This window comes from Glaciimonas sp. PCH181 (assembly GCF_003056055.1).
GTDB lineage: Bacteria > Pseudomonadota > Gammaproteobacteria > Burkholderiales > Burkholderiaceae_D > Glaciimonas.
Genome location: NZ_PYFP01000001.1, coordinates 771,453 through 797,170, shown reverse-complemented (window position 1 = coordinate 797,170; position 25,718 = coordinate 771,453). Strand labels below are relative to the sequence as shown.

20 protein-coding genes and 1 pseudogene are annotated in these 25,718 nt (G+C 50.5%); 9 read left to right on the top strand and 12 right to left on the bottom strand.

The window, feature by feature from the left end:
- Nucleotides 1-145: 145 nt before the first annotated feature.
- Both C7W93_RS03495 and C7W93_RS03490 read right to left on the bottom strand, forming a co-directional pair.
- Nucleotides 146-769, bottom strand: coding sequence for a hypothetical protein (locus C7W93_RS03495; RefSeq protein ID WP_108438773.1), 624 nt, complete (start codon nucleotides 767-769; stop codon nucleotides 146-148).
- Nucleotides 770-895: 126 nt separating this feature from the next.
- On the bottom strand, nucleotides 896-1,570 hold the full coding sequence (locus C7W93_RS03490; RefSeq protein ID WP_225869739.1) for a nucleoside/nucleotide kinase family protein: 675 nt from the start codon (nucleotides 1,568-1,570) through the stop codon (nucleotides 896-898).
- A 356-nt stretch (nucleotides 1,571-1,926) separates the two neighbouring features.
- Here C7W93_RS03490 and C7W93_RS03485 point away from each other — a divergent pair, with 356 nt between their 5' ends.
- The 5 genes from C7W93_RS03485 (at nucleotide 1,927) to C7W93_RS03465 (ending at nucleotide 6,575) form a co-directional block, all read left to right on the top strand.
- Nucleotides 1,927-2,928, top strand: coding sequence for a sugar ABC transporter substrate-binding protein (locus tag C7W93_RS03485; protein WP_108438771.1), 1,002 nt, complete (start codon nucleotides 1,927-1,929; stop codon nucleotides 2,926-2,928).
- 173 nt (nucleotides 2,929-3,101) lie between these two features.
- A complete protein-coding gene (locus tag C7W93_RS03480) occupies nucleotides 3,102-4,061 on the top strand; it encodes an ABC transporter permease (protein ID WP_108438770.1) in 960 nt (319 codons plus the stop codon).
- A 2-nt stretch (nucleotides 4,062-4,063) separates the two neighbouring features.
- Nucleotides 4,064-4,864, top strand: a complete 801-nt coding sequence (locus C7W93_RS03475; protein WP_108438769.1) for an ATP-binding cassette domain-containing protein — start codon at nucleotides 4,064-4,066, stop codon at nucleotides 4,862-4,864.
- On the top strand, nucleotides 4,857-5,309 hold the full coding sequence (locus C7W93_RS03470) for an RbsD/FucU family protein (RefSeq protein WP_108438768.1): 453 nt from the start codon (nucleotides 4,857-4,859) through the stop codon (nucleotides 5,307-5,309). The genes C7W93_RS03475 and C7W93_RS03470 overlap by 8 nt, the downstream gene beginning before the upstream one ends.
- 6 nt (nucleotides 5,310-5,315) lie before the next feature.
- A complete protein-coding gene (locus tag C7W93_RS03465) occupies nucleotides 5,316-6,575 on the top strand; it encodes an ROK family protein (RefSeq protein ID WP_370446390.1) in 1,260 nt (419 codons plus the stop codon).
- Nucleotides 6,576-6,599: 24 nt separating this feature from the next.
- Here the strand turns inward: C7W93_RS03465 and C7W93_RS03460 are convergent, their stop codons facing one another.
- From C7W93_RS03460 to C7W93_RS03440, 6 genes are all read right to left on the bottom strand, one after another.
- Complete coding sequence (locus C7W93_RS03460) at nucleotides 6,600-7,088, bottom strand: MaoC family dehydratase (protein ID WP_108438767.1); 489 nt, start codon at nucleotides 7,086-7,088, stop codon at nucleotides 6,600-6,602.
- A gap of 107 nt (nucleotides 7,089-7,195) precedes the next feature.
- Nucleotides 7,196-7,369 carry a thioredoxin family protein gene (locus C7W93_RS24555; protein WP_161539868.1) on the bottom strand — a complete coding sequence of 58 codons (174 nt, stop codon included), beginning with the start codon at nucleotides 7,367-7,369 and terminating at the stop codon, nucleotides 7,196-7,198.
- Nucleotides 7,370-7,551: 182 nt separating this feature from the next.
- Nucleotides 7,552-8,220, bottom strand: a complete 669-nt coding sequence (gene ribA / locus C7W93_RS03455) for a GTP cyclohydrolase II (RefSeq protein ID WP_108438766.1) — start codon at nucleotides 8,218-8,220, stop codon at nucleotides 7,552-7,554.
- 133 nt (nucleotides 8,221-8,353) lie between these two features.
- Nucleotides 8,354-8,968 (bottom strand): FMN-dependent NADH-azoreductase, encoded by a 615-nt coding sequence (locus tag C7W93_RS03450; protein ID WP_108438765.1) that lies wholly within the window; start codon nucleotides 8,966-8,968, stop codon nucleotides 8,354-8,356.
- Nucleotides 8,969-8,993: 25 nt separating this feature from the next.
- Nucleotides 8,994-9,695, bottom strand: a complete 702-nt coding sequence (locus tag C7W93_RS03445; RefSeq protein ID WP_108440454.1) for a pirin family protein — start codon at nucleotides 9,693-9,695, stop codon at nucleotides 8,994-8,996.
- Between the two features lie 191 nt (nucleotides 9,696-9,886).
- Nucleotides 9,887-11,293, bottom strand: a complete 1,407-nt coding sequence (locus C7W93_RS03440; protein WP_108438764.1) for an MFS transporter — start codon at nucleotides 11,291-11,293, stop codon at nucleotides 9,887-9,889.
- Nucleotides 11,294-11,403: 110 nt separating this feature from the next.
- Between C7W93_RS03440 and C7W93_RS03435 the strand changes: the two genes are divergently transcribed.
- Nucleotides 11,404-12,327 (top strand): LysR family transcriptional regulator, encoded by a 924-nt coding sequence (locus C7W93_RS03435; protein ID WP_108438763.1) that lies wholly within the window; start codon nucleotides 11,404-11,406, stop codon nucleotides 12,325-12,327.
- Here C7W93_RS03435 and C7W93_RS24920 read toward each other — a convergent pair.
- Nucleotides 12,268-12,405, bottom strand: a pseudogene (locus C7W93_RS24920) (LysR family transcriptional regulator); the annotation flags it as partial. The gene C7W93_RS03435 and the pseudogene C7W93_RS24920 sit on opposite strands and share 60 nt — an antisense overlap.
- Nucleotides 12,406-12,600: 195 nt before the next feature.
- Nucleotides 12,601-14,583: an autotransporter outer membrane beta-barrel domain-containing protein gene (locus C7W93_RS03425; protein ID WP_108438762.1), complete on the bottom strand. Its 1,983-nt coding sequence runs from the start codon at nucleotides 14,581-14,583 to the stop codon at nucleotides 12,601-12,603.
- A gap of 326 nt (nucleotides 14,584-14,909) precedes the next feature.
- Between C7W93_RS03425 and dbpA the strand changes: the two genes are divergently transcribed.
- A complete protein-coding gene (dbpA, locus tag C7W93_RS03420) occupies nucleotides 14,910-16,298 on the top strand; it encodes an ATP-dependent RNA helicase DbpA (RefSeq protein ID WP_108438761.1) in 1,389 nt (462 codons plus the stop codon).
- Between the two features lie 63 nt (nucleotides 16,299-16,361).
- On the opposite strand, the gene C7W93_RS03415 is transcribed toward dbpA, so the two are convergent.
- The gene (locus C7W93_RS03415) at nucleotides 16,362-17,003 is read right to left on the bottom strand and encodes a PolC-type DNA polymerase III (RefSeq protein ID WP_108438760.1); all 642 of its coding nucleotides are present in this window, start codon (nucleotides 17,001-17,003) and stop codon (nucleotides 16,362-16,364) included.
- 251 nt (nucleotides 17,004-17,254) lie between these two features.
- Between C7W93_RS03415 and C7W93_RS03410 the strand changes: the two genes are divergently transcribed.
- A complete protein-coding gene (locus C7W93_RS03410; RefSeq protein ID WP_108438759.1) occupies nucleotides 17,255-17,722 on the top strand; it encodes a (2Fe-2S)-binding protein in 468 nt (155 codons plus the stop codon).
- A complete protein-coding gene (locus tag C7W93_RS03405) occupies nucleotides 17,719-20,043 on the top strand; it encodes a xanthine dehydrogenase family protein molybdopterin-binding subunit (protein WP_108438758.1) in 2,325 nt (774 codons plus the stop codon). Before C7W93_RS03410 ends, C7W93_RS03405 begins: the two co-directional genes overlap by 4 nt.
- Before the next feature lie 232 nt (nucleotides 20,044-20,275).
- Here the strand turns inward: C7W93_RS03405 and C7W93_RS03400 are convergent, their stop codons facing one another.
- Nucleotides 20,276-25,510, bottom strand: a complete 5,235-nt coding sequence (locus C7W93_RS03400) for a hypothetical protein (protein ID WP_108438757.1) — start codon at nucleotides 25,508-25,510, stop codon at nucleotides 20,276-20,278.
- Between the last annotated feature and the right edge of the window lie 208 nt (nucleotides 25,511-25,718).

Sequence of the window (25,718 nt, the reverse complement as noted above, 5' to 3'; positions counted from 1 at the left end):
TTGACAGCGGAATTTAAAAGTGGAATTTAATGCTGAATTGCGGCGTGGAATAGATCAAAAATTAAAATTATCGTTATGCGCCAAATGCAAGGCGATAAAAAAGGACGCCTGTAGCGTCCTTTTGTGCAGAGTGCGTTAGCGCTGATCAGGGCTTATCTATCGGTTCTGTGATCGGGCCGCCAGTGGTCACGCCACCGGATGTCCCCATAATGTCATCGTATGGTGTCTGCGCCATCCGAAATGGATACGCACGCGAAGATGGAAAGTTTTCCGTTTCGACATGATCGGCGGAGCCTGCCTGAATGTCCGGATTATCGACCAGCGCGGGACGAATCTTTGCTCGCTCTGCGACGATTTCGTCTGCGGTAAAAGGTGGCGATGCAGGGTCGTAGCCGGTGTAGCCTTCTTGCCGCCAGCTCTCCGCATGTTTTTCAATATCCAGCGCGCCTGCGTTGCGTAAAGCGGATTGCGCAACCGTAACTAGCGCATCGTCAGCGACAAAAATCGCGACGACGACATGACCACGACGAACCGCTTCTGAATAATGACCGATATCATCGTGGTTACTACCAAATAGATTGCTCAACAAATCACGAAGACTATCTGTTAAACCGCGGCTGACGTGCGTGTCTATAGCCGCGCCGGAGACATGGCCTTCGTGCTGCCGAACATGCACATCGGTGGCCGCAAAACCGGAAGAAATCAACTCTTGCTGAGCGTGCTCAGCGGCCTCGTAACGATCGAATACCCCGACGATTGTTTGTGACATGGTGCCTCCTATGATTGGTGAATACCAACATGCATCATTGGCGTTACAACGCACACACACCATCGGCGCATGCCGCTTTATGCTGTAGGACTTATTCTACTCGTTAGATTTTCCAGACGTTTGAAGTCATGGTTTATCTGACGCAGAGGCTAATCTAAAAACCTGATCTGCCCGCGTTTGGGTAGACGCAATCAAGACCGCATTCGGCTCATCGGTCTCTCTCACCCATGCCTGCGCGGCTTGTTCATCTCGCCCATAGCGGATATGCCGCGCAATCAACCGGGCTTGCCGAACTTCCGGCGCGATGTCCAGATACCAGGCTTCGTCGAGCAGGCCGCGTACTGAGCGCCAATGACCGTGATCGAGCAGCAAGTAATTTCCTTCGGTAATAACGAGCTGAACTGACGGAAGAACGGCTATCGCGCCCGCTACCGGCTCTTCAATTTCACGTCGGAACTCAGGCGCATACACAATCTCATCCGTCGCTTGATCACGCAGTCGCTTCAGCAGCGCAACATAGCCTGCACTGTCAAATGTATCTTCTGCGCCTTTCCGATTACGGCGATTCAGACGCGTTAACGTATTGTTAGCCAAATGAAAGCCATCCATAGGCATCACCACTGCTTGCCCCGGCAAACCCGCCACCAGCGCTTCCGCAAATGTCGATTTTCCCGAGCCGGGTGCGCCGACGATGCCGAGAATTAGACGTTGACCCGGATTACCATTATTTTTGTCGTCTAGCCTTGCCCGGAGGTTTGTCAGGCAGGCTTCAATCGTCATTTCTTGCGTGGAATTTGTCACTGTCGGATCACTTTGTTGAGATTGGAAATAAGTTTATGTGGTTTATTGTTGTATCAATTAGCGCATTTCTGCATGCCTGCATTGCCATTTCCTTACCACCAACGCGACGTTTTTCTGCGAGCAGCAGCTGTAGCAGATACATGCTAACCGTCCGATTCTACTGCCAGACACATCCTTATCGCCTGCTCGTCGGTCTCAAAATAATAAATAAAGTAACTTGATTTATTAATTAATGAAGAATATATTCGCTACAAGCAGCGAGGTAAAGCGTTCGTATCACAAGAAAACGCGATTCGGCTAGTACGCGATACCCCGCGCCAATGATCGTAGACCATAACAATTCGAGGAGACACCGAATGCTATTCAAACTTACCATCGTCGCAACCGTCCTGGCCGCCAGCGCAAGCATGGCAATTGCTGCCGACCAACCAATTATCGGTTTGATCACCAAGACCGAGACGAATCCCTTTTTTGTCAAAATGAAAGAAGGCGCGCAGGAAATGGCGACTGCCAAAGGCGCTAAGTTGTTAAGCGCATCCGGAAAATCGGATGGCGACAATGCCGGTCAGGTCACCGCGATAGAAAATATGATCGCCGCCGGTGCCAAAACGATTCTAATTACGCCTAGCAATTCCAAAGCCATCGTTCCGGCCATCAAAAAAGCCCGCGATCAAGGCATCATGGTCATCACGCTCGACAGCCCTACTGACCCGCAATCTGCCGTGGATGCCTTATTCGCGACCGATAACTACAAGGCCGGTGTGCTAATTGGTGAGTATGCAAAAGCAGCGATGAAAGGCAAACCCGCCAAAATCGCGATGCTCGATTTATTACCCGGCCATCCGGTCGGCATTACCCGTCATAACGGATTTTTGTCCGGTTTTGGCGCACCCGGTCTTGATGGCAAGACCATGACATTGGGCAAAACTGCGGATGTCGTCTGCATGGCCGATAGCTGGGGCGATCAAGCCAAGGCGCAAACCGTCATGGAAAACTGCCTGCAGAAAAATCCAGAAATTAATCTGGTCTACACCATCAATGAACCTGCCGCTGCCGGTGCATACAAAGCCTTAAAAGCTGCTGGCAAAGAAAAAGGCGTCATGATCGTATCGATTGATGGCGGCTGCACTGGTATCGCCGATGTCAAAGCGGGCATGATCGCAGCGACCTCACAACAATATCCGTTGAAGATGGCGGCGCTGGGCGTTGCGGCCGGTATCGACTTTGCCAAGACTGGCAAAAAAGCCAGCGGCTATGTGGATACAGGCGTGACGCTGATCACTGACAAGAAACAGGAAACGGTCGATAGCAAGGATACAAACTATGGCATGGGTGCTTGCTGGGGCAAGAAAAGCTGAGGCACACGTTGAACTGTCGCTTGCATTATCCAATGCCGGATTAGCTAATCCAATGCTAAATCTGACGTAAGGATGCATCCTGCGATGGCTTCTCTGAAATTATCCGTACTTACAAATGCGTTGGTACGGGCCCTCCTCTTCTTTCTTTGCTCTCACTACTCCACTCAATTCCTATGAACGCTCGCTTACTTAATCGCTTGCCGCCCGTTGCCACACTCGGTCCGGTGGTCGCGTTGCTGGCTGCCTGTCTATTTTTCGCCTCGCAATCCGATCGATTTTTTAGTGGTCAGAATTTCTCCCTGATTTTGCAGCAGGTGATGGTCGTCGGCGTGATCGCGATAGGCCAAACGCTGATTATCCTCACCGCCGGGATTGATTTATCCTGCGGCATGGCAATGGCGCTGGGTACGATTGTCATGACCAAGTTTGCCGTCGATCACGGCATGAATCCGTATTTGGCGATTCTCTGCGGCGTGCTGGTCTGCACATTAATCGGCGCTATAAATGGCGCATTAGTGACCAAGATCAGATTGCCAGCCTTTATCGTCACACTGGGCACAATGAATATCGCGTTTGCGGTCATGCAGATTTATTCGCAAGCACAAACTGTCAGCAATTTGCCCGATGCCATGATGTTCTTCGGCAATACGTTTCATCTTGGACAAACGACGATTACCTACGGCACGGTATTGATGCTGGGGCTATACATACTGACTTGGTTATTCTTGCGCGAGACGGCCCCCGGTCGCCATTTATATGCCGTTGGTAACAATCCTGAATCGGCACGTCTGACCGGCATCGCCACCAATAAAGTCCTGTTGGGCGTGTATATGGCAGCGGGGATGTTTTATGGGATTGCCGCATTGTTATCTGTGGCACGGATGGGCGTGGGCGATCCTCAGGGCGGCACGACCGACAATCTCGATAGCATTACGGCAGTCGTACTCGGCGGGACTAGTTTATTTGGCGGACGCGGTACGGTTTTCGGAACATTAATCGGCGTGTTGATCGTAGGCGTATTTCGGAATGGCCTGACATTGATGGGCGTGCCCTCTGTGTATCAGGTATTGGTCACCGGCATTTTGGTGATTCTGGCCGTAGCGACCGATCAATTAACCCATAAAAAGGGCTGAAAATGACTATAACGACACCCAATCCGGCCCTGGTGTTTCAGGCCCGCGGCATTACTAAACGGTATGGCCATGTGACTGCGCTTGACGGCGTGGATTTTGAATTACGTGCCGGTGAAATTCTGGCAGTGATTGGCGACAATGGCGCAGGTAAATCCAGCTTGATTAAGGCGCTGTCCGGCGCGATTGTGCCCGACTCAGGCGAAATGTTACTAGACGGCAAACCGGTGCATTTCAAGTCGCCGATAGATGCGCGGCGGCACGGGATTGAAACGGTTTATCAAGATTTGGCGGTAGCGCCAGCCATGACGATTGCAGAGAATTTGTTTCTCGGTCGTGAGATTTTGCGTCCCGGTATCTTGGGCAGCTGGTTTCGCCTGATCGACAAAAAAGCCATGCTGGCTGAAGCTGTGCGTCATATGCAGGACTTAAAAATCGGCATACGTTCGATGCAACAGGCGGTCGAAACCTTGTCGGGTGGTCAGCGCCAAGGTGTAGCAGTTGCGCGCAGTACAGCGTTTGCCAAACATGTGGTCATTCTGGATGAGCCGACCGCTGCCCTTGGCGTCAAAGAGGGCAATATGGTGCTTGAATTGATTCGACGTGTCCGTGACCGCGGTTTATCCGTGATTTTGATTAGCCACAATATGCCGCATGTATTTGAAATCGCTGATCGGATTCATATCCAGCGTCTCGGAAAACGTGTCGCAGTGGTAAATCCTAAACATATCAGCATGTCCGATACGGTCGCTGTCATGACGGGTGCCAAGAACCCAGAAGATTTGCCGGAAGAAGCCAATGCTTAAAGGTATCGACCCGCATCTCTCGGGAGAGTTACTGAAGGTGCTGTGCGACATGGGTCACGGTAACGAAATCGTCATCGTCGACGCCAATTTCACGGCCCATTCATTAGCTGCAGGCAAACCCGTTATCCAGCTTCCCGGCATCAGCTTATTAAGCGCGTGCAAAGCGGTATTGTCAGTATTTCCTCTTGATGCGATAGCGCAGCCGGTGGCGTACATGCAAGTGTCTGATACTCCCAGGGGCTATGCATCAGCAGCGCAGCGTGCCGTCATTACACTGCTGGAAAAAACAGGGGCGGCTAAGCCGGAGCAATGCGAAGCCGTTGAGCGCTTTGCTTTTTATGAGCGCGTCAAACACGCTTATGCGATTGTGCAGACGGGCGAATTGCAACCGTATGCAAATTTTCTCTTTAAAAAGGGTGTCATTGTCGATGCCCTGCTAACATAACGCCCCATGTCCTCCATCACTGCGCCCGTTATCACCATGCCAAGCCCGCAATCTGAAGACGAAAAGAGGCGCTTACGTCCACGTGGCTCGAACCAAATCGGCATGCGGCAGTTTAATGAGCGCGTGGTGCTGCAAGCGATTCGCTTTCACGGCTCCATGCCGAAAGCCGACTTGGCCCGCCTCACGAATCTGAGTACGCAAACCGTCTCGCTGATCATCAATCGCTTATTAGATGAGGGATTGGTGCTTAAGTTGGACGCGTTGCGCGGCAAGGTTGGTCAGCCCTCTGTGCCTATCGCACTGAATCCAGATGGCGCATTTTCAATCGGCATCAAGATTGGTCGCCGCAGTATGGACGTGCTGCTGGTCGATTTTTTGGGGCATGTGCGTGAGCGCTCTTCGTTGCGCTATCCGTTTCCCGATCCAGAAATGACGTTTGCAGAAATCGCTTCGAAATTGACGCATATGCGCACTTTGCTGGGGCCTGAATTAGCGCAACGACTCAGCGGAATCGGAATCGCTGCGCCGTTAGCGTTAGGCGGTTGGCAAAAGTTGCTTGGCATTGATCCGTGTGAGGCCGATAAATGGCACAGCATCGATATTCTTCAGCGAGTGCAGGCGATGACAGACTTGCCGGTACAGTTTTGTAAAGATACGGCTGCGGCTTGTGTCGCCGAATTGGTAGCTGGCAGAGGCCGCAGTATCAAAAGTTTTTTGTATATTTTTGTCGATACTTTTATCGGTGGCGGATTAGTAATAGACAGTCATTTGCGCGGCGGTTTGCATGGCAATGCTGGCGCGGTAGCATCGATTCCGCTGGGATTGGCGCGACGCGGCGGCGTTTCTCCGCCCGAACAGTTATTGAGCGATGCCTCGTTGTTTAATCTTGAAAATTTATTTGAGGCCGCCAATCTGGATGCGTTAGCGTCGTTCGATCAGCGCGCCTTGCAAGCACCGTGGCTGGCGCATACCGACGTTTGGCTGGATGACGCAAGTCGTGCCATTGCGCTTGCGATCAACAGCGCAACTTGCTTACTGGATTTGGATGCGGTCATCATTGATGGTTCTTGCGACCGTACTCTGCTGGAAAAATTGCTAACAGAAATAGAAACTTCACTGACTTACTACAACTGGGAAGGTATTACCCGGCCCACAGTCCATGCAGGCACTATCGGCTCGGACGCACGTGCTATTGGCGGTGCATTATTGCCGCTATACGCCAATTTCGCACCAGATCACGATCTATTTCTTAAACTGGATAAATAATTTTTAAGCTGTCCGGCAGAGATGTCAGGTTGCCGCGTTCACTTGGTTTTTGCTCCACGCCATCAGTTTTGCCAGCAGCACCTGGACTACTTCACCGCTCTGATTGATCGTTTCGCTACGTACCTGGATCATGCCGCGATCAGGGCGTGAACGCGACGGCGTCACGGCGATAACTTCGCTGGCAACATGCAGAACATCACCGGGGCGAGTCGGCTTGGGCCAGGTAATTTCCCCACCTGCACCAATGATGCCGCCCGCTAACGGCATACCGCTTTCCACTAACAATCGCATGGTAATCGACGCTGTGTGCCAGCCACTGGCGGCCAGTCCGCCAAAGAAGGTCTTTTGGGCGGCAATCTCATCTAAATGAAAAGGCTGCGGATCGAATTGCTGGGCGAAACGTTTGATATCTTCTGTTGTTACTTGAAATTCGCCAGAGGTGAATTGTTGGCCGACTACGATATCTTCCAAATAAAGCCGTGGTGCCTTGGTGTGCTGATCCAGATTTTCCATTATGCGATCCTTTAGATGCTTAAAGCGATTTCTTTATCGTAATCGGCGACCAGCAAAGTGATGCTCTGCATGTCCTGCTGCTTTAGCAAGCTATCAACGATGGGCTTTTATACTTTGCAGGTAGGACACCAGTCAGCGTGAAAATAGACAATTGCGGGCTTGCCTTCGGCCTGTAACTTGTCAAATTGTGCTTGACTGTAGGCGACCTGAGCGGCGCTGGCAGTGAATGAAGTCACCAACATCGCCGCGCCTATTAAGGCTGAGGAAATAAATGACCGCATATTATTCTTCAAGAAAGATAAGTCACAACGACCCGCGGGTTCGCACATTGCGGCTACAGACAGACAATGGCGACATCCATGATGTCGCCAAATAAATGCACATTCAGCTATCTAAAATCTTGCTGGCTTAATCAAACTAAAGACCGCTAAGGACTCTTTGTTATCAGTTTTTTGAGCCGACTTTATTCAGATTCGTCCTGATGCTCCAAGCCTTCGTTGGGCAATATATGCCCAAGTTTTTCTGCCTTGGTATCCAGATAACGCGTGTTAAACGGGTTTCTGTTTAAAATCAGCGGCAGGCGTTCAACCACTGGCACGCCCATTTTTTTCAACGCATCCATTTTGCGTGGATTGTTCGTCATCAGGCGCAAGGTCTTGATACCCAGATGTTGCAACATCGGTTCACACATGCCGTAATGGCGTAAATCATCGGCAAAACCAAGTTGCTGATTCGCTTCGACAGTATCGGCGCCAGAATCCTGAATGCGGTAAGCACGAATTTTGTTCAGCAAGCCGATTCCGCGACCTTCCTGACGCAGGTAAAGCACAGCGCCACGTCCTTCAGCGGCAATTTGCTGAAGCGAACCTTCCAATTGCGCACCGCAATCACAGCGCTGGCTAAATAGCGCATCGCCGGTCAGACATTCCGAGTGGATGCGTGCCAATACCGGCAAGCCGTCGGTGACGTCGCCCAATACCATCGCTAAATGTTCTTTACCAGAGGGATGATCGATGAAAGCGTGAAGCTGAAAAGTTGCCCACGGTGTAGGCAATTCGCAAGAGGTGACATATTCCAGTGTTTCATGGATTTGGGCTGCAGCGGCGTTACTTGGTGTGATATGGGTGCTCATGAGATGGATACGTTACTTCAATATAAAAAGCCCGCCATTGGCAGAAAAGCCCGGCGGAGTGAGATTATCGGCTTTCGCGTCGATTCTCACATTCCGACAGGCTCCTGCTGACGTGCCTTGCCAATTACATAATTCAGGCTGGAATTAATTCAGTCATCGTACTACGAGAATGAGAAATCGCGCTGGCCACTGCCTCTTCGCCCATTGCCATTCCTTCAGTGTGGATGAAGTCGATATCGCTCAGGCCAATAAAGCCCAATACTGCACGCAGATAAGTTTCATGAAAATCCATGGCCTTGCCTGCGCCGTGGCTATAAACACCACCACGGGACGTAAATATAACGACTTTTTTGCCTTGCACCAAGCCGACGGGGCCGTTTTCTGTGTATTTAAACGTGCGGCCTGCGCGTGCAACGTGGTCGATCCAAGCTTTCAAAGTCGAACTAATTGAGAAATTGTACATCGGCGCACCAATCACGATGACATCGGCATCCATTAACTCATTTATTAGCGAATCTGACAATTTTACCGTTTCTGCCTGCTGAGGGGAACGCTGCGCTTCAGGTGTAAAAAACGCGCCCATCATTTGCTCGGTCAGATGCGGGACTGGATTGGCTGACAAATCACGCTCAACAATCGTATCGTTCGGATTAGCCAGCATCCATTTAGTCAAAAATTCCGCAGTCAACTGACGTGAAATTGAGCCAGTGTTACGCACGCTGCTGTTCAGATGGAGTAATTTGGTCATGATAAAAGTGCTTTCAAGAAAAAAATTAATAAGGCAAATCAAATAGCAATACTTCCGCCGCATCCGCCTGGCCAAACGACACTAAGGCTTCGTCTGAAATTTTCAGCGCATCGCCAGTACTCAGCGCCTTGCCATTGACGGTTATCGTGCCGCGTATCACATGGACGTAAGCGGTACGGCCAGCAACTAAAGCATGCGAAATTTGATCTTCAGCACCTAAAATTCCCGCAAAAATGTTCGCGTCCTGATGTATTAATACCGATTCATCGCGTCCGTCGGAGGAAGCAATCAGTCGGAATTGACCCTGTTTCGATGCCGGGGTGAAATGTTTTTCTTCATAGCTTGGGGGAATCCCTTTTACGTTCGGCTCTATCCAGATTTGTAAGAAATGTAAAGGCGCGGTAGACGAGCTATTAAATTCGCTATGGCGAACACCCGAACCGGCACTCATGCGCTGCACATCGCCGTAATGCAAAACAGATCCTGTACCCATGCTGTCTTTATGCTCTAAAGCGCCGTCGAGTACGTAGGAAATAATTTCCATATCACGGTGACCATGCGTGCCGAAGCCTTGTCCCGGTGTGACGCGGTCTTCATTAATCACCAACAGCGGTCCGAAGCCGGTTTGCTCTGGATCTTGGTAATGACCAAATGAAAAGGTATGTTTCGATTGCAGCCAGCCATGATCGGCACCACCGCGTTCACCACTTTTACGCACTTGTAACATGATATTTTCCGTTTCTTGATATACGATTATTTCGATCATAAAAAACTGATTCGGTGGGGTTGAAACTTTGTTCCCCATCCATGAATCACAGTATGGTCGCCAATAGCCTAAAAGAAAAACGGAAAATTTTCATATCTATTATCGAAAAAATCGAATATTAAATTTACGCAGAATACGCAACGGGGCGTCATTCAGCTTTTAGCAAGTTGCACCGCGCCGTGCGATTGTGGCAGCCCGGTTTTGCACCAGTAAGCTATTGCCGCAGATGTAATGAGCAAGATCGTCGATGCCAACATCGCAGTACGGATTCCGCCGATGATTTCTAGCGTCGATCCGGCAGCCACCATTGCGCCAAAGACCGCAACGCCCATCGCGCCGCCAACCTGCCGCGCCGTGTTCAGCACGGCTGACGCAGTCCCGGCCTGATGTCGTTCAACGCTGGATAAAATGGCGGTGGTCATCGCTGGCACGGCCAGACCCATCCCCGCCGGAATCAACGCCAGCCCCGGCAACATTTCCAGAAAGCTGGCTGTAGTAGAAATACCAAACCAGCCCAGCAACGCATATCCGCTAGCCCCAATCAGGCCGCCCAGCACCATTGGCACGCGCAAGCCGGTCCGCGCTGCCATCCAGCCGCTGGTGATATTGGAAAAGATGAAAGTGCCGGTCAGCGGCAAGAAAATCAGGCCGGTTTGAAGCACGGAAAAGCCACGTACTTTTTGCAAATAGAAACTCAAGATGAAGATCACGCCATAGTACGAAAAATTAACCAGCACACCGAACAGCACTGCACCGGAAAAACTTACCTGACGGAACAATCTCAGGGGCAACATCGGTGCTTTGCTGCGGTATTCAACGATTAAAAATGCGGCACCGGCAACCACTGCCAGCACAAAACCGCCCTGCACCAGATAGTGTGACAAACCCAGTGCCTGCAATTCGATTACCGCACCAATAAATCCGGTGAGCGCAACAATTGCCAGTAATTGGCCTGGCATATCAAATGACCGGTGTGGATCTTTGCTAGGCAAATGCGGCACCACTTTGCAAGTCAGGACAAAGCCAATAATACAGATCGGGATGTTGACCCAGAAAATGCTGCGCCATCCTGCCATCGACAGCAGCACGCCGCCAATTACAGGACCTGCGGCAATTGAGGCACCGCCCGCAGCGGTCCACCAGCCAATCGCTTTAGCCAGCATTTTTTTATCGTGGGCATAGGCGAAATTAAGAATTGCCAACGAGCTCGGCACTAGCAATGCCGCACCGACGCCCTGCACCGCGCGGGCAAGGTTAAGCTCTGTGGCGGATGGCACCAGCGCGCAGGCTAACGAAGCAAGGGCAAACAATGAAAACCCACCTAAAAATACGCGTTTAGAACCAAATTTGTCGCCCATCACCCCTGCCGACAATAGAAATACGGCGAAGCCCAGCGTATAGGCATCCACTACCCATTGCAGCGAGGACACGCTAGCGCCAAGTTCAACGCCAATTTGGGGTAGCGCGACGTTGACGATGGTCACATCCAGCTGCACGATAATAAAAGCAAAGCTGGCAGCTAATAAAATTGCCAGCGACGGTGTTGATGCCGATTTCATAACTATTCCTTATTTGTCAGGTGCTAGTGTGCAATATAAAGCACCTGACATATTTAAAAAAATGAATAATAATGAAGCCATTAATCTGTTTTTGAGAATTGAGGGCCAATATGGATCTCGCAGCACTCCGCATTTTTAAGGCAGTTGCAGAAGAAGGTAGTGTGACCAAAGCCGCTATACGCTTGCATCGCGTACAGTCCAACGTTTCAGCACGGTTGACGCAATTGGAAGAATCGCTAGGCGTATCGCTGTTTCACCGCTCTGGACGACGACTGTTGATTTCCGCCGAAGGTTCGCGTTTGTTGGAATATGCCGACAGACTGCTACAACTGGCCGAAGAGGCCGAAGCCTCGGTCCGAGGCGATCATATGCCATCCGGAAAGCTCAAAATAGGCGCAATGGAAACCACAGCAGCGGCGCGTATGCCATTAGTTTTGGCAGCGTTTCATCGAGATCATCCAGAGGTCGATTTATTGCTCGACACTGGTCCCAGCGACTATCTGGTGCAGGCAGTGCTTAGCCATCAGCTTGACATTGCATTAGTCGCCGCGCCGGTTGCCGGGCCTGAATTGCAGCAACTGGAAGTATTTCAAGAAGAATTGCTGCTATTGACAGATTGTGCGCACGCCCCGGTTGTTCGACCGCAGGACGTTGAGAAAAAAACCTTGCTGGTCTTTCGTTCGGGTTGCGCTTACCGTCGCCGTCTTGAGGGATGGTTTAACGAGGCTGGCGTCATTACCTCACGCGTGTCGGAATTCGGAACCTTTGAAGCCATTATCGGCTGCGTCGCTGCCGGGATGGGCGTGGCGCTGATGCCAAAGGAGTTATTACGTCAGAGAAAGCTGGCAACCAGCATCCAGGCGCATAACTTGCCGCCGGAAGTATCGGTCGTCAAAACGATGCTGATCTGGCGACGGGATGTCACCCACCATCCGGCCCGCCAGGCGTTTGCCGATAGTTTTTTTGCTGACAAATCAGGACATGGGAGAAGTCGACTTTTCGATCAGGAAATCGACGAAAGCGCGTACTCGTGAAGACATGTGGCGCGCATGCGGATACAGCAATACAAACGGTCGCGATGCACCGCCCAATGCTGGCAACAATTCGATCAGGTCAATTCCGATAATTGGGGTGTAGCAGGGGAAAATACGACTGTGCGGCGTAAGCGCGAAGCGATTGAAAAAGCGGTGACTTAATAATTTGGAATCAACTTCGAATCAACTACGTATTACCAGAAATTGCGCCGTAGCCAGTATCAGCTACGGCGCAATCATCTTTTCGACCGATTAATCGATTATGCAACCGCTTTAAAACACTTTACTGACACCCAACTGAACCGAGTTTGCCCTATTCCCGCTGGCGAATTGCCCGCTATAACTAGCAAAAGCAGTCGTATCCACTGCCAACTTAATAGTCGCACCCAGATCTAACCGTGTGGTATTCGCCGGACCTTGATAACCGGGCATACCGAAACTGCCACCCATTCCGATGACATGTGCCCGGACTTCATTCGGCGTATTTTTAAACTCCTTTTCCCAGGCAATCTTGGCAAACGGTTGCACCGCATAGCTGCCGATGAATTGGTTTGAGGATATTTGCAAACCTAGGCTGGATACCAGGGATGTCCGTGTTTGCTTATCAAAATGCATCGCCGTGCTGTCGTTCCCCATTTCGTCAAAGTCTTCGATCTTGACTTGTTGCCAGGTCACGTTAGCTAACGGGCTGAGCGTAGCTGCGCCGAAGGCAAAGTCGTACTGACCGCCTATGCGCAGCAATACCTGATCGCCAGCGGTGGATGCATTTTCCGTGCGCAGTGCTGCACCGAGTGTAATGTTGCGTTGTACATGGTTATAGTCCAGCAAACCGGCCAGACCGATGGCGTTCACCGCCCATGCGCCGTCACGATATTGGGTATAGGCCGAAATCATGGTTTGATTCAGTTTGAAGTTGCCGGTGTTGTTGCCAAAATCAGCTTTGTTTTGACCATAGCCAAACGCTGTACCAATCATCCAGTTCTGATTAATCCCATAATCGACGCCAACGGTGGCGCTGTTGATCGATCCATCCAGGCTTTGAGTGTTGTCGGTGCCGCCGAAGTTTTGCTGCGTGTGATTCACCACCGCATAGCCTTCTGCCTTACCGACGTTATAAGGCTGCGCCCCAAACAATCTAAACCGATGGTCGATCGCTTGCGTCTGTGTCACTGCGCCTGCCAATGGTGCTGAGGCTAACAAGCTCATTTGTGACGGTGCCAGCAAGACCGATTCTGCGTACTGCGCAATGATCGCTTGAGCAGCACCAGTAGGATGCACGCTATCGGCAAATAAATAGGTTTTGTTGGCATTAGGTTCGACCAAGGTCGCCGCAGTACAAGTACCGGAATCAGGCGTAGTACATGCTGCAGAAGTCACGTTTTTAAAACCGTATAGCGCGGGATTGCGGATCACTTCGTCGAGCAGACTAAACGCATCAAGGGCGATGATATTGCCGCCCAACTGGTTCAGGCTTTGGTTCAATGTCTGATTAAACGTATACGAGGCACCCGTCCAAAGCGTCTGTAATCCAGAGGCGGCGGCTTGCGGCGTGTTGCCAATATCCGGCAAATTCACCACCATGACTTTATTCGCGCCAGCCTGTTGCAACTTGCCAATCAAACCGGCAACATTCACGGCCTCTCCCGCGACCAGACCAACGATTGTTTGCGCCGTCGCTGCTTGTGTTGTTGGGTCAAATAAGCCAGCGCCATATTGTTGGGTATAGGCAAAAACATCGTTTGCGCCTGCCCAGATCGTGTACAGGGCCTTTTTATCTGGCGTTGGATTACTGGCTAAATAGCCATTGATTTGCTGGGTGACAGAAGGAACGATGGGCGCCAGAGTTGGATCAAGAACGGGCTGACTTACGCGGGCATCACCGACCGCATAATTAGTGCCGCCGCCAGACACAACACCAGTCGGCGTCAGTATAAAAGCAGGATTGGCGGTTAGGCCATTTTGATGCGCCAGAAGCTGCGTCCAGATCAGATCGGGATTAGTCGTAAATGATGGCTGCTGGCCGACGCCACTGTAAAAGCCGCTGTCCATTAAAGAGTCGCCAAAAAACACCATCTGCGAAAAGCTCGATGCAGATGCCCCCGGTGCGATACAAAGACTCACAATGCCGATGCCGAGAGTTGCGCCAATAGTCGATAGCGTCGATGACGTTGGCTGGGATATCGACTGCGCGCGTGGGGCAAATAATGCAGAAAAAAATGACGCACAACGTGAAAGTGCAAATGGTGGCTGTGTCAAAGGAGCTCTCCTTAAATTATTATGGGTCTTTACATTCACGGTGATATCTGTGATGCGTTGGGGCTCTATGTATGCGCAAGGGGATTTATGCCTTGTCTCAATGAGAGTAGCCCTATAAGTTTTTTATGGCAATACTGGTCGCCAGCCCATGCATAACAAGGACAATCACCCAGCGCGGGTGTTGCTAGACCACGACAGATTGCGTGTCTGACTGGCGCGATAAAGATATCAAATTAGCATTTAAATTGCACAAAATTGCATCACATCTGGCCCTAAACCGGTACGCCTGTTAGACTTCCCTCCCCTTTCTGTTGGCTTCCATCACTGTGACCACTTCATCTTTCTCCACTCTGCCCTTGTCACCAGCGCTATTGCGTAATCTCGATAGTCTCGGTTATCACGAGATGACGACCATACAGGCCCAAAGCTTGCCGGTGATTCTGGAGCGACGTGATCTGATCGCTCAGGCGAAGACCGGTAGCGGCAAAACGGCTGCTTTCGGCATCGGTATTCTGCATAAGCTGAATCCCACTTACTTCGCGATTCAGGCGCTGGTGTTATGCCCAACCCGCGAACTGGCTGATCAGGTTGCCAAAGAACTGCGTCGGCTAGCCCGCCTTGAAGATAACGTCAAGATATTGACACTATGCGGTGGTTCACCGATGGGGCCGCAAATAGGCTCGCTGGAACATGGCGCGCATATCATTGTTGGTACGCCGGGACGGATACGCGATCACATTGGTCGTGGCAGCATCAATCTGGCGACCGTACAAACGCTGGTGTTGGATGAAGCGGATCGCATGGTAGACATGGGGTTTTACGAAGAGATTTCAGGTATCGTCAGCGCCTGTCCTAAGCGCCGCCAGACATTGTTGTTTTCGGCGACCTATCCGGACGATATCCGCAAGGCCAGCGCCGAATTTTTGCGCCAGCCGGTTGAGGTAAAAGTCGAAGCGCAACACGATGCGGGGCAGATCGAACAACGGTTTTACGAGGTGAGCTATGACGGTCGCAATGCTGCTGTAGCGCAACTGCTGAACCACTACCGCCCGGTATCGACCATCGCCTTCTGCAATACTAAAATTCATTGCCGCGAGTTGGCCGCCGAATTGCGCGATCAGGGGTTTAGCGCGCTGGCGTTGTACGGCGAGCTTGAGCAGCGCGAACGAGATGAAATTCTGGTCCAATTTGCGAATCAGAGTTGCTCTGTATTGGTCGCCACCGACGTCGCCGCACGCGGGCTGGATATTCAGACATTGGGCGCAGTGATTAACGTTGATGTCTCGAAAGACACTGAAGTCCATATCCATCGCATCGGACGTACCGGGCGCGGTCACGATAAGGGTCTGGCGCTGAGCCTGTGTGCACCGAATGAAAAAAAATGGGTCAAGCTGATTGAGGATTACCAGAAAGGCCCTGTGACCTGGTTTGATCTGGCAACGCTTGAACCGGCCGAAGGTGGTCCATTACAAGCGCCGATGGTCACGCTGTGCATTATGGGTGGTAAGAAAGACAAGCTGCGTCCTGGTGATTTGCTGGGTGCGCTGACCGGCGATGCGGGCCTGACCAAAGAACAGGTCGGCAAAATCAGCGTATTTGAGTTTATGACGTATGTTGCGCTAGAGCGCCGGATGGCTAAACATGCCTTTACGCGCTTGAGCAGCGGCAATATCAAAGGCCGTAGTTTTAAGATGCGCTTTGTCACCGACTTATAACTGATTAGTCGTGCATTGCGGTTGGCAGACATTGTTTCCCCAGTCGCAATGCGCGTCAGTTATTTAATTAGTCGAGGCGGATTGACTAAATTGTTTTGCTAGAAAATCCGGCACTTTTGCAGCAGTCAGCTTATTCACCGACACCAGCAAATCCGGATGTATTGACGGCACGCGATAGGTCTGTGCCAGACGCTGCGCCACATGCAGCAACAGATTGGCCGAAACTTCAGCATCAGCTTCCGCTCTATGGGCTGTGCCATGAAACGGTATCCGCAAGGCCGTTGCCAACGATCCCAGTTTATAACTCGGCATGCCGGGGAATAGTCTGCGCGATAATTTCAGCGAGCAAATTAATGAATTATGGCGCGGTTGCAAATTTAACATGGCGCTTTCTGCCAATAAAAATTTCGCATCAAAGCTAGCGTTATGCGCAGCTAACGCATCATTCCCAATAAAATCGAGTAACGCTGGCACAACTTCAGAAGCTGGCGGCGCCTTATCCACCATTGCCTGCGAAATACCCGTCAATTGTGTGATGAAATACGGTATCGAGACCCGGCAATTCACCAGCGAGACAAAGCGCTCAACGATCTTCCCTTCCACAATCCGCAGTGCAGCAACTTCAGTAATGCGGTCCCCCATTGCAGGGCTGAGTCCAGTGGTCTCGAAATCGAGCATAACGATCGGTTTTTGAAATACGCCCATGAATCCTCAAAGTACATTTTTTTTGATGGACGAATACTACAGCATGAGACCGATGGCAAGCTATTGCTGAAACCGGGAATCGCCAACGTTATGTGCTTCTAGGCTCTCGCCTAAGTACAGAATCGACATTTTTCAACAGGGAAACATTTCCAAGACTACAATCCACTCACACCCCCGGCTTCGATCGGTCAGGTTATGCGGTACTTCTGCCCCACTCCATCATTAGGCAATACTCCCAAGTTGGAAAGAAAATGACAATATTAAATATCAATGGTAAGCAGCACACAATCGACTTGCCAGCCGAGACCCCTATCCTTTGGACCTTGCGCGATAGCATGGGACTGACCGGAACTAAATTCGGGTGTGGCATGGCGCTGTGCGGAGCATGTACCGTGCATCTGGATGGCGCGCCGATACGCTCCTGCGTGACGCCGATCAGTGCAGCTGTCGGGAAAAAGATTACTACGATTGAGGCGATTTCCAGCGATGGCGTCGGCAAAGCTATTCAACAAGCCTGGGTTGCCTTGGGCGTACCGCAATGCGGTTACTGTCAGGCTGGGCAAATAATGTCCGCTACCGCTTTGCTGAAAACCACACCCAAACCAACCGATCAGGAAATCGACGACGCGATGAGCGGGAATATCTGCCGTTGCGGGACTTATACGCGTATCAAAGCAGCCATCAAGCAAGTCGCTGCCCATAATGGAGTCGCCCAATGAGCGCCACCTTTGATGAAGAAATCGCTGCAGTGCCCGCAACCAATATGACGCGTCGCAGCTGGCTTAAGGGCGTTGGTGCATTCACAGGCTTAGTATTGACGGTCGGTATAAACGGTGTGGTCAACGCGGTTGAGACGCCTGTCCCGCCAAAAAAATATGGTGGTGCGAGCATGTCCGGCGGCACCGTCGACAATCCTTTGGTGTTTGTTTCAATCGGGGCAGATGGTATCGTTACCATCGTTGCTCATCGGTCGGAAATGGGGCAAGGTATTCGTAGTAGCCTGCCGCTGGTAGTCGCCGATGAGCTTGACGCCGACTGGAGCAAAGTACGCGTCGTGCAGGCAAACGCCGATGAGAGCCGTTTCGGCAATCAGAATACGGATGGCTCACGCAGCATGCGTCACTTTTTCACTCCCATGCGTCAGGTCGGCGCGACCGCCCGTTTGATGCTGGAAACCGCTGCAGCCAGCCGTTGGAATGTCCCCCTATCCGAAGTCAGCGGCAGCAACCATGCCGTCCATCACGCCAAATCCGGCCGTAGTCTGGGATATGGCGCTCTGGCCGTGGATGCCGCTAAATTGCCTTTGCCGCTCCCAGCCCAAATTCATCTTAAAGATCCGGCGCAATTCCGTTATATCGGCAAAGACAAATTCAGTAGCGTCGATTTTCAGAACATTGTGACGGGCAACACCCAATATGGCATTGATGTACGTCTGGACGGCATGGTCTACGCGGTTATCGCAAGACCGCCCGTATTTGGTGGAAAAGTTGCCAGTTTCGATGCGGCTGATGCGCTAAAAGTACCGGGCGTCATCCGTATTATTGAATTGAAAGGCAGCCCGCCTCCAGCGCTGTTTAATCCGCTGGGAGGAATCGCCGTGATCGCCAGCAATACCTGGGCTGCGATCAAAGGCCGTGAAGCCTTAAAAATCACATGGGACGATGGTCCGAACGCCAGTTACGACTCGACCGTATTTAAGGTTACGATGCAAGAGGCAGCGCGCAAGCCCGCCAAGGTAATGCGTAATGAAGGCGACACAATGGCGGTGCTGGCAAAAGCTGGCAAGCGGATTGAAGCTGAGTATTACATCCCGCATCTGGCCCACGCCACGATGGAGCCGCCAGCAGCGACCGCCCGGATTGTGAATGGAAAATGTGAAGTCTGGGCTTGCGTTCAAAATCCACAAGGAACCCGTGCGACCGTTGCTGGTAGTCTGGGTTTGAAGCTGGACGACGTAAAAATCAACGTTACCTTACTCGGCGGGGGTTTCGGCCGTAAATCCAAGCCAGACTTTGCAGCGGAAGCCGGTCTGCTATCGCAAGCGATGGATGGCAAGCCAGTAAAAGTGACCTGGACCCGGGAAGACGACCTGCGTCACGACTATCTGCATACCGTGTCTCTAGAACATCTGGAAAGCACGCTTGATGAAAAAGGCAGGCCGCTGGCTTGGTTGCATCGCAGCGCAGCACCGACTATTTCCTCGACATTTGTAGCCGGAGCCAAGGGCGAATCAGCGGGTGAACTAGGCATGGGCGCGATTAACATTCCTTTTGTTATTCCGAATATTCGCGTTGAAGCGCCCGAAGTAGAAGCGCATACCCGGATCGGCTGGTTTCGCTCAGTGTTTAATATTCCTCATGCGTTTGCGGTGCAATCGTTCGTGGCAGAACTTGCTGCGGCCGCGAAACGCGATCATCGCGAATATCTGCTGGAATTAATTGGACCAGCACGCAAAATAGATCCAAAAGAAATGTCCGACAGTACCAACTATGGCGAATCGCCGATCCTGTATCCGCTAGATACCGGTCGTATGCGTAATGTCGTTGAGGTTGCCACACGCGAGGGCGGCTGGGGTCGCAAGGTCGCCAAGGGGCATGGTTTAGGGCTAGCGGTGGCTTATAGCTTTATGAGCTACGTGGCCGCTGTGATAGAGGTCGTCGTCAACGAAAATGGCGAAATCAGTATTCCCCGCGTCGATGTAGCAATCGACTGCGGACCGACGGTGACACCAGACCGCATCCGTTCGCAAGTTGAAGGCGCTTGCATCATGGGTCTCAGCCTTGCCATGACCGGCGAAATCACCTTTAAAAATGGTGCCGTCGTACAGGGTAATTTTCATGAATACGATGTTTTGCGGGCACTCTCTGCGCCTAAGGATATCCATGTGCATATCGTTGAGCATACTTACGATATGCCGATGGGCGGTGTTGGCGAACCCGGCACGCCGCCAATTGCCCCTGCGTTGTGCAATGCGATCTTTGCGGCAACCGGCAAGCGGATACGCGATTTGCCGATTCGTCAGCAATTAACCAAGGCTTGAGTGGGGCAATAAACAATAAATTATTCACTATTCACTATTCACTATTCACTATTCACTATTGGTGATGACGTTATCAGGTTGCTAATGGCTTAACGCTAAAGGGCGTCATACTGATCCGGCATAAATACATTTGCCGGGATCGGTATGACGCCCTTCTTTCGCCCTTCTTTCTTTATACGTGCAAACGTATTGAAATTAGCTAATCACTTTTTAACCAAGATACCCTTAAAGCTCACCCGGCTATCACACGACGCGGCCTGTACTCTTCCCGCTTAGGCAAGACCGGCATGCCTGCCTGCCCCAGCCCAGCAGCAACAGGATCTCCCCATGCCTCTTGGGACGCATGGGTTTCGGGAAGATACCTAAAAACGAATTCAGCGTCAGGAAACTGCTCTGAAACACGGATGAAATTGAGTAGGCATGACGTACAGGGCGGCAAAACTGAAAACATTTCCAGTTTTATAGGCCGATCTGTGTTGGCACTCAATATGACTCTTTCCGTATCGACAGTTCGCGTTTGTGTAATGGAATATTTGTTTTTGTTAGGAAGGTCGAAACCATCAATTGTTTGCTCCGCAACTGTGCCTTCGTTCTTTTGTTGCATCGCATTACCGGGAATGTTTTTATATTTTTTTGCGCCATCAATATACATCGCATTTTCAAAGGTATTGATGTTGTCATTGCGCGTGCCGGAGACACAAAAAATAATTTTCCGCTCGTTACTGCCCTCTACAGTGACGATGGCAAAGGCAAAATTTCGCCGTCCGATTGTCGAAAAGAAGTCCTCTTGTATGCCACCCAGAATCTCCGCACCGCTCATGCCCGGAACTCGTGCTCTGACCGGAAAATCCTGCAATATCATTTTGGTTATTTCAAAAATTTCATCCAGCTCTTCTGATTGGGCAAAAATTGGCACGGGGTAAACCTGCCTTAACTTAGGCGCCTTATGCACATAAGCATTGATCAGTTGTTCTCTAAAGCTTCGGTTGCGCCTATCTGAACCCAATATATCTGACAGCATGGGATCGATGACGCTCTTTACTTCCGCAAAATCTGCCAGAGCGGGAAGTTGATCCCACTCTTGTCCTTCTTTGACATATTTCTCCAGACTGCCGTGAATCGCAGCTAACTTATTGTCATCAAACAATTTTGTATTCAGCGCTGCCAGGATGGCATCGCCGTCTTCGGTGTGTACGGTGCGTAAAATCTGTATGACATTTTTTGCCGAGACGATGGATATCGACACATCAAAAGGCGGCTGCGGATTGAATTGGCGGAGTTGAAATGCCTGGTAATGGCCAGCCTCTTTTGTTGTGGCTAACGTCAATTCGACTTTTGCATTAAGCCCGACGCCTGCGGTTATCTCAAAACGGTAATAACTGTTTTTTTCCACATGCACCATGCCGAATAATTGTTCTTCGTCATTGCGATAGGTACCATAAGTCACGACTCTGGGATATTTTTCCCCCAGACTTAGCGTCATGGCCATATTGCCTTCTAACGCCACAATTTTCCCTGTGGTCTGAGTAGGAATAGTGACGAATTCGGGAACATGGGTTCTTTCAAAAAGATATTCTCTTATTTTTCTGTGATCTTCTTTTAATGACACATATTTACCGTCCAAAAAGGTGTATTCGATGGCGTTTTTGCCGTCGCCCTTTGTTTGCGTATAGACGGTTATCTTATTCTGGACTGTGCGGATTAGCCCGACGTCAGGCTGCTCTTGATAAATGTCTTTCAGCAGTGTGAAGGTATATCCGTGATCCTTGGTTTTGGAAATACCGCAAGTCTTGCCAATCGCACGCTCACTTCTGCATAGGCCAACTTCGTCAGAAATAATATTTTCGAGCAACGTTAATTTTGGATTAACTGTGCTGTGAACATCAACCCCATACAGCCGATTGTTGATCTCAAACACTGCGATGCGATCAGGCACAGAACCATAATGCGGCAGGTATTGCGCGCTTACATCCGGCCCCAACACAATTTCTATGCCGCTTCCCATTCTTCTGTTAAAAGTGGACATTTCCATTGCTTCTGGCAGCATAGTCGACGCGATTAGTCCGCCGTTAAAATCCTCCATAGCGGGGCCAAACATGTTGCCGGATGTTGGATTCAAAAAATGATAGCGCTCAGTTGTCGTTGTCGGCGCGACGAAATTTTTTACCAATGCATTTTTTTGCAGAGGTTGGTTGTTGTCGTAGATTGTCTTTATTTTGATATGCCCTCTATGCGGGACAACCGTCTGATCGTGAACAAACCAGATTCCGCTCTTTTGAGAGAAGTTGATATCAAGATCGAGATTGTGTTGTATCTCTTTAGTGACGGCCTCCATACCAGGCTCGCCTTTGAGGAAATTCAGCAATAAAAGTAGCCGATTTTCGGCCTGCCACAGGTTTATCGCGCCTTCCCCAACGTGGTACAGCATGCTATAGCCGGGATCTAACAGATTAATCGCTGTTGCCAAGGCTTCTGCAGCCAGCGGTTTGGCTTCTTGCGCCAGCTTCTTCATACTCCAGCCGGGACCCATCATAGTCAGGCCAGACGAGCGCAAGGCATTGCTGCCTATATCGCTGCTGGCAGAGCGGGCCAGATCTAACGCGACATTTTCAGAAAACTCCCATCCTGCCAGCAGCATTGCATAGGTGGCCTTGGACAGCGAAGCCGCGAATGGAAAAAGCAGCATTGCATCCATCGTACAAGGAATAGCAGCGTCATCCAGCATCCCTTCGTCAAGCCTCTTTCCGCAAGTATAAAATGGGCGCAGGCTGTATTCGAATTCGACGGTCTCGGCACGGGCTATTTCAAAATGCGTTATGCCATACGCGACTTTGTATGATTTTTCCAGCCGTTCCATGATCAGTATTTCTGCCAAACGTTTCGGCAGACCGGCCTTGTCGTCGGCAGAGATCAACGGAATTGTATCGATGGTGGTCAACTTCCATTCTTGCTTTGTATTAAATTCAGGCCATTGCTGCTCTGCCAGTTTTTGTGTTTCGTTTGAAAAAAACTGGTGCGGATATCTGTCCAGCCATTCTGAAAGATGACCTTCCGTGGTCTCTATGAATGTGATCAACGTCTCGCCAGGATGCGCGAACGATAATAAATAAAACTTCACCTGATCACCTGTGCCGGCCACAGGCGTAGTTACTTTTAGGAACATTCCACCTTGATCCGGTTTATATTCGACCGGCGTCATATTTTCTTTTTCAATCGGTAATCTGACGACTACGTCAGGGCCAATTGACATAAAACCCAGTGGGGGAGGAGAAATGAGGCTACGCATGATCGAAGGAGCGATAACATCCATTCGGGTAGCGTTATTAAAATGTTTGCTCGTCGTATCTAGTCCATTGAGTGATTGAAGGATCAAGCGCGTCCAGGAGGCCACTACGTTGTCGGCGTATGTCTTAAAATTTTGCTTGAATGCATCAGCCAGCTCCGAAGTTGGCGGGAAATTGTTAAAACGATTTTTTAGCACGCCGTTAAGTGCCGGTTTACAGTCGCCAAGATAGTATTCAAGCGCGGTATGTTTGCCCAAACAATCCTCATCGCGGTAGTCAAAGTCGACATGCCAAAGCGCAAATTTTTCATCGGAGGGAACGCCTGCAGAGCGTAAAATTTTGTGCGCTGTTTGGGCGCGTGTCGGCGATGGGCTCTTGAGCAGATCGTAGGCCTCGGTCCAGGGCTTGAACTCCTCAATTAAGGCAAGTCGATCGGCTTCCTGATAGCAACGCAGCGCCGTAACAATCGTGGCGGCCGCGTCAGCCGTTTCAAGACTAGATAAATTGATTGCCCCGGTTGCATCGGCGTAGCGCAATGCCCCATACATTTGCGGTGCCGCCCTGTTTTTCCAATCACCATGATCTTTTACCAGTACCTGTAACGATCGTCCCATTGTGCGCAAAATCTGCTTGCTGAAATGCCACGGATTTACATTGAGCGCATCCGCAGTATCTATATCGATTTGTAATTGTGCCCAGGCCAAACCGCCATAAATCATATTTGGGGGAGTGTCAGTGCGCGCTAATGTCGGCTCGTAAAGCGCCAGAATCTGGCTAGCGACCGATGCCGCGACTTCCCTTTTGATACCAATATTTCTGAGACAAATTTGAACTAAAAACCCTTTTATCACTTCCGCTACGGTTAATTTTAACTTTGCTGCATCCCGAAATTGGTAGCCGCCGAGAGAGTAAGGTTGCTGCTGACCGGGTGGTGCAATCATCGCGCTAAGTAAAATTGCGAGGGTTTTTTGTTGAAAAGCTAAGTCAATCGGGTTCTCGGATGTTCCTTCGTAAAAGCCTATATTGCGCATCAGATGCCGCATCAAAAGACGGCGCTCTCTCGAGTCAACCATGACGACGTGGGCTGGCATGACCGATCCCGGCTCTGAAATGGATTCTTTATCGGCAGGCGTAAGATGGGAATGCAACAGCGTCAACACCTTAGCGGTGTGCCCGGCATCTGCCCGACTCCAATTTTCAGCACGTAAATAATTGTGCAAGCCCTGCAATAATTTATCCGATTGCTGTATCAGCTTGGCGCTGGTATTGATGGAAGAGTTGCTGGGAATTGCAGAAGGAAGAGAGGACTCAGAATACGGCGTTGAGGGCGGTATCGTGGTTCTGGGCATGGCAGCTGTTACACGATTTCGGCCACGTTGATATATCGCGTCTTCAGCGGGAAAATAGTACTCCTCTACGGAGACAGTCTCAGCGGAAATTTGTTGTTCACCGCTGCGATTATGATGAGTCAACAGATTCGGCAAACCGGTTTCCGTCGCCAGCGAAATTGCGGAGCGCCGATGAGGTTTGCGATGCACTGTTTTTGAGATTGAATCGAGGTGATCCTTCAGACCTCTCAAAATGGGATTTCTATCTCTTTCAGAAGTGGATAGTCGTGATTGTTCGCTAGCATTTTCAATATAAACCGGCGTCACGACCGGCGCAGAGCGTGAATTTTCGACGTGTGCGTTCGTCCTGCTTTTATTAACAGCTACGCTAGTCTTAGCAGATTGTTGATTTTTTTTGCGTGGATTCGACAGAGGGTTTGACGTCGTCCTCGGTACGCTATCGGTTGGCGGCAAATAAGCATTTTGAATTGCCGCAGTGCGGGTTGGGAACACGGTATTGCTCGACGCAGGCAAAATGGAGAATATGTTCGCGTAAACATTTAAGGTCAGCATGGCCAGAGGCGTAGGTGGTGCTTCGCCTATGATTGGATCGATGTGATTGCGTCTTTCAAGCGTATGGGCATCTCCATCGAGCCGATGTTGACGCCCCGCCTGCAACACTTCCCGGATTGAATCACGGTGGAACGCCGGGCGGAAGAATGCAACATTGGTCACCTGCGAGACACGCGCACCAAATTTCGCACTTTGAGGTGGTGTTGTCCCGAACGGTCTATTTGCATTCTGTAAGGCTGAATGTTGGTAGCGGGATGTACTGTAGGTGCTAAATTTGCCCATGAAGCGAACGCTCTTTCGTATGTAAAAATCGGGAAGGACGGGCTAATGAACGGATGTTTTATTCAAAAACCACATTTTTTGGCGACGATAGTAATTTGGCCAAAGAAGGTTTACTTTCAAAAAAAGACCTTCTTCCTCAACAATTAGAAATACAGAATGGTTTCGCTACCGGTGTTATTAGAGGGGATAAAAAATAAGGGCTGGAAGT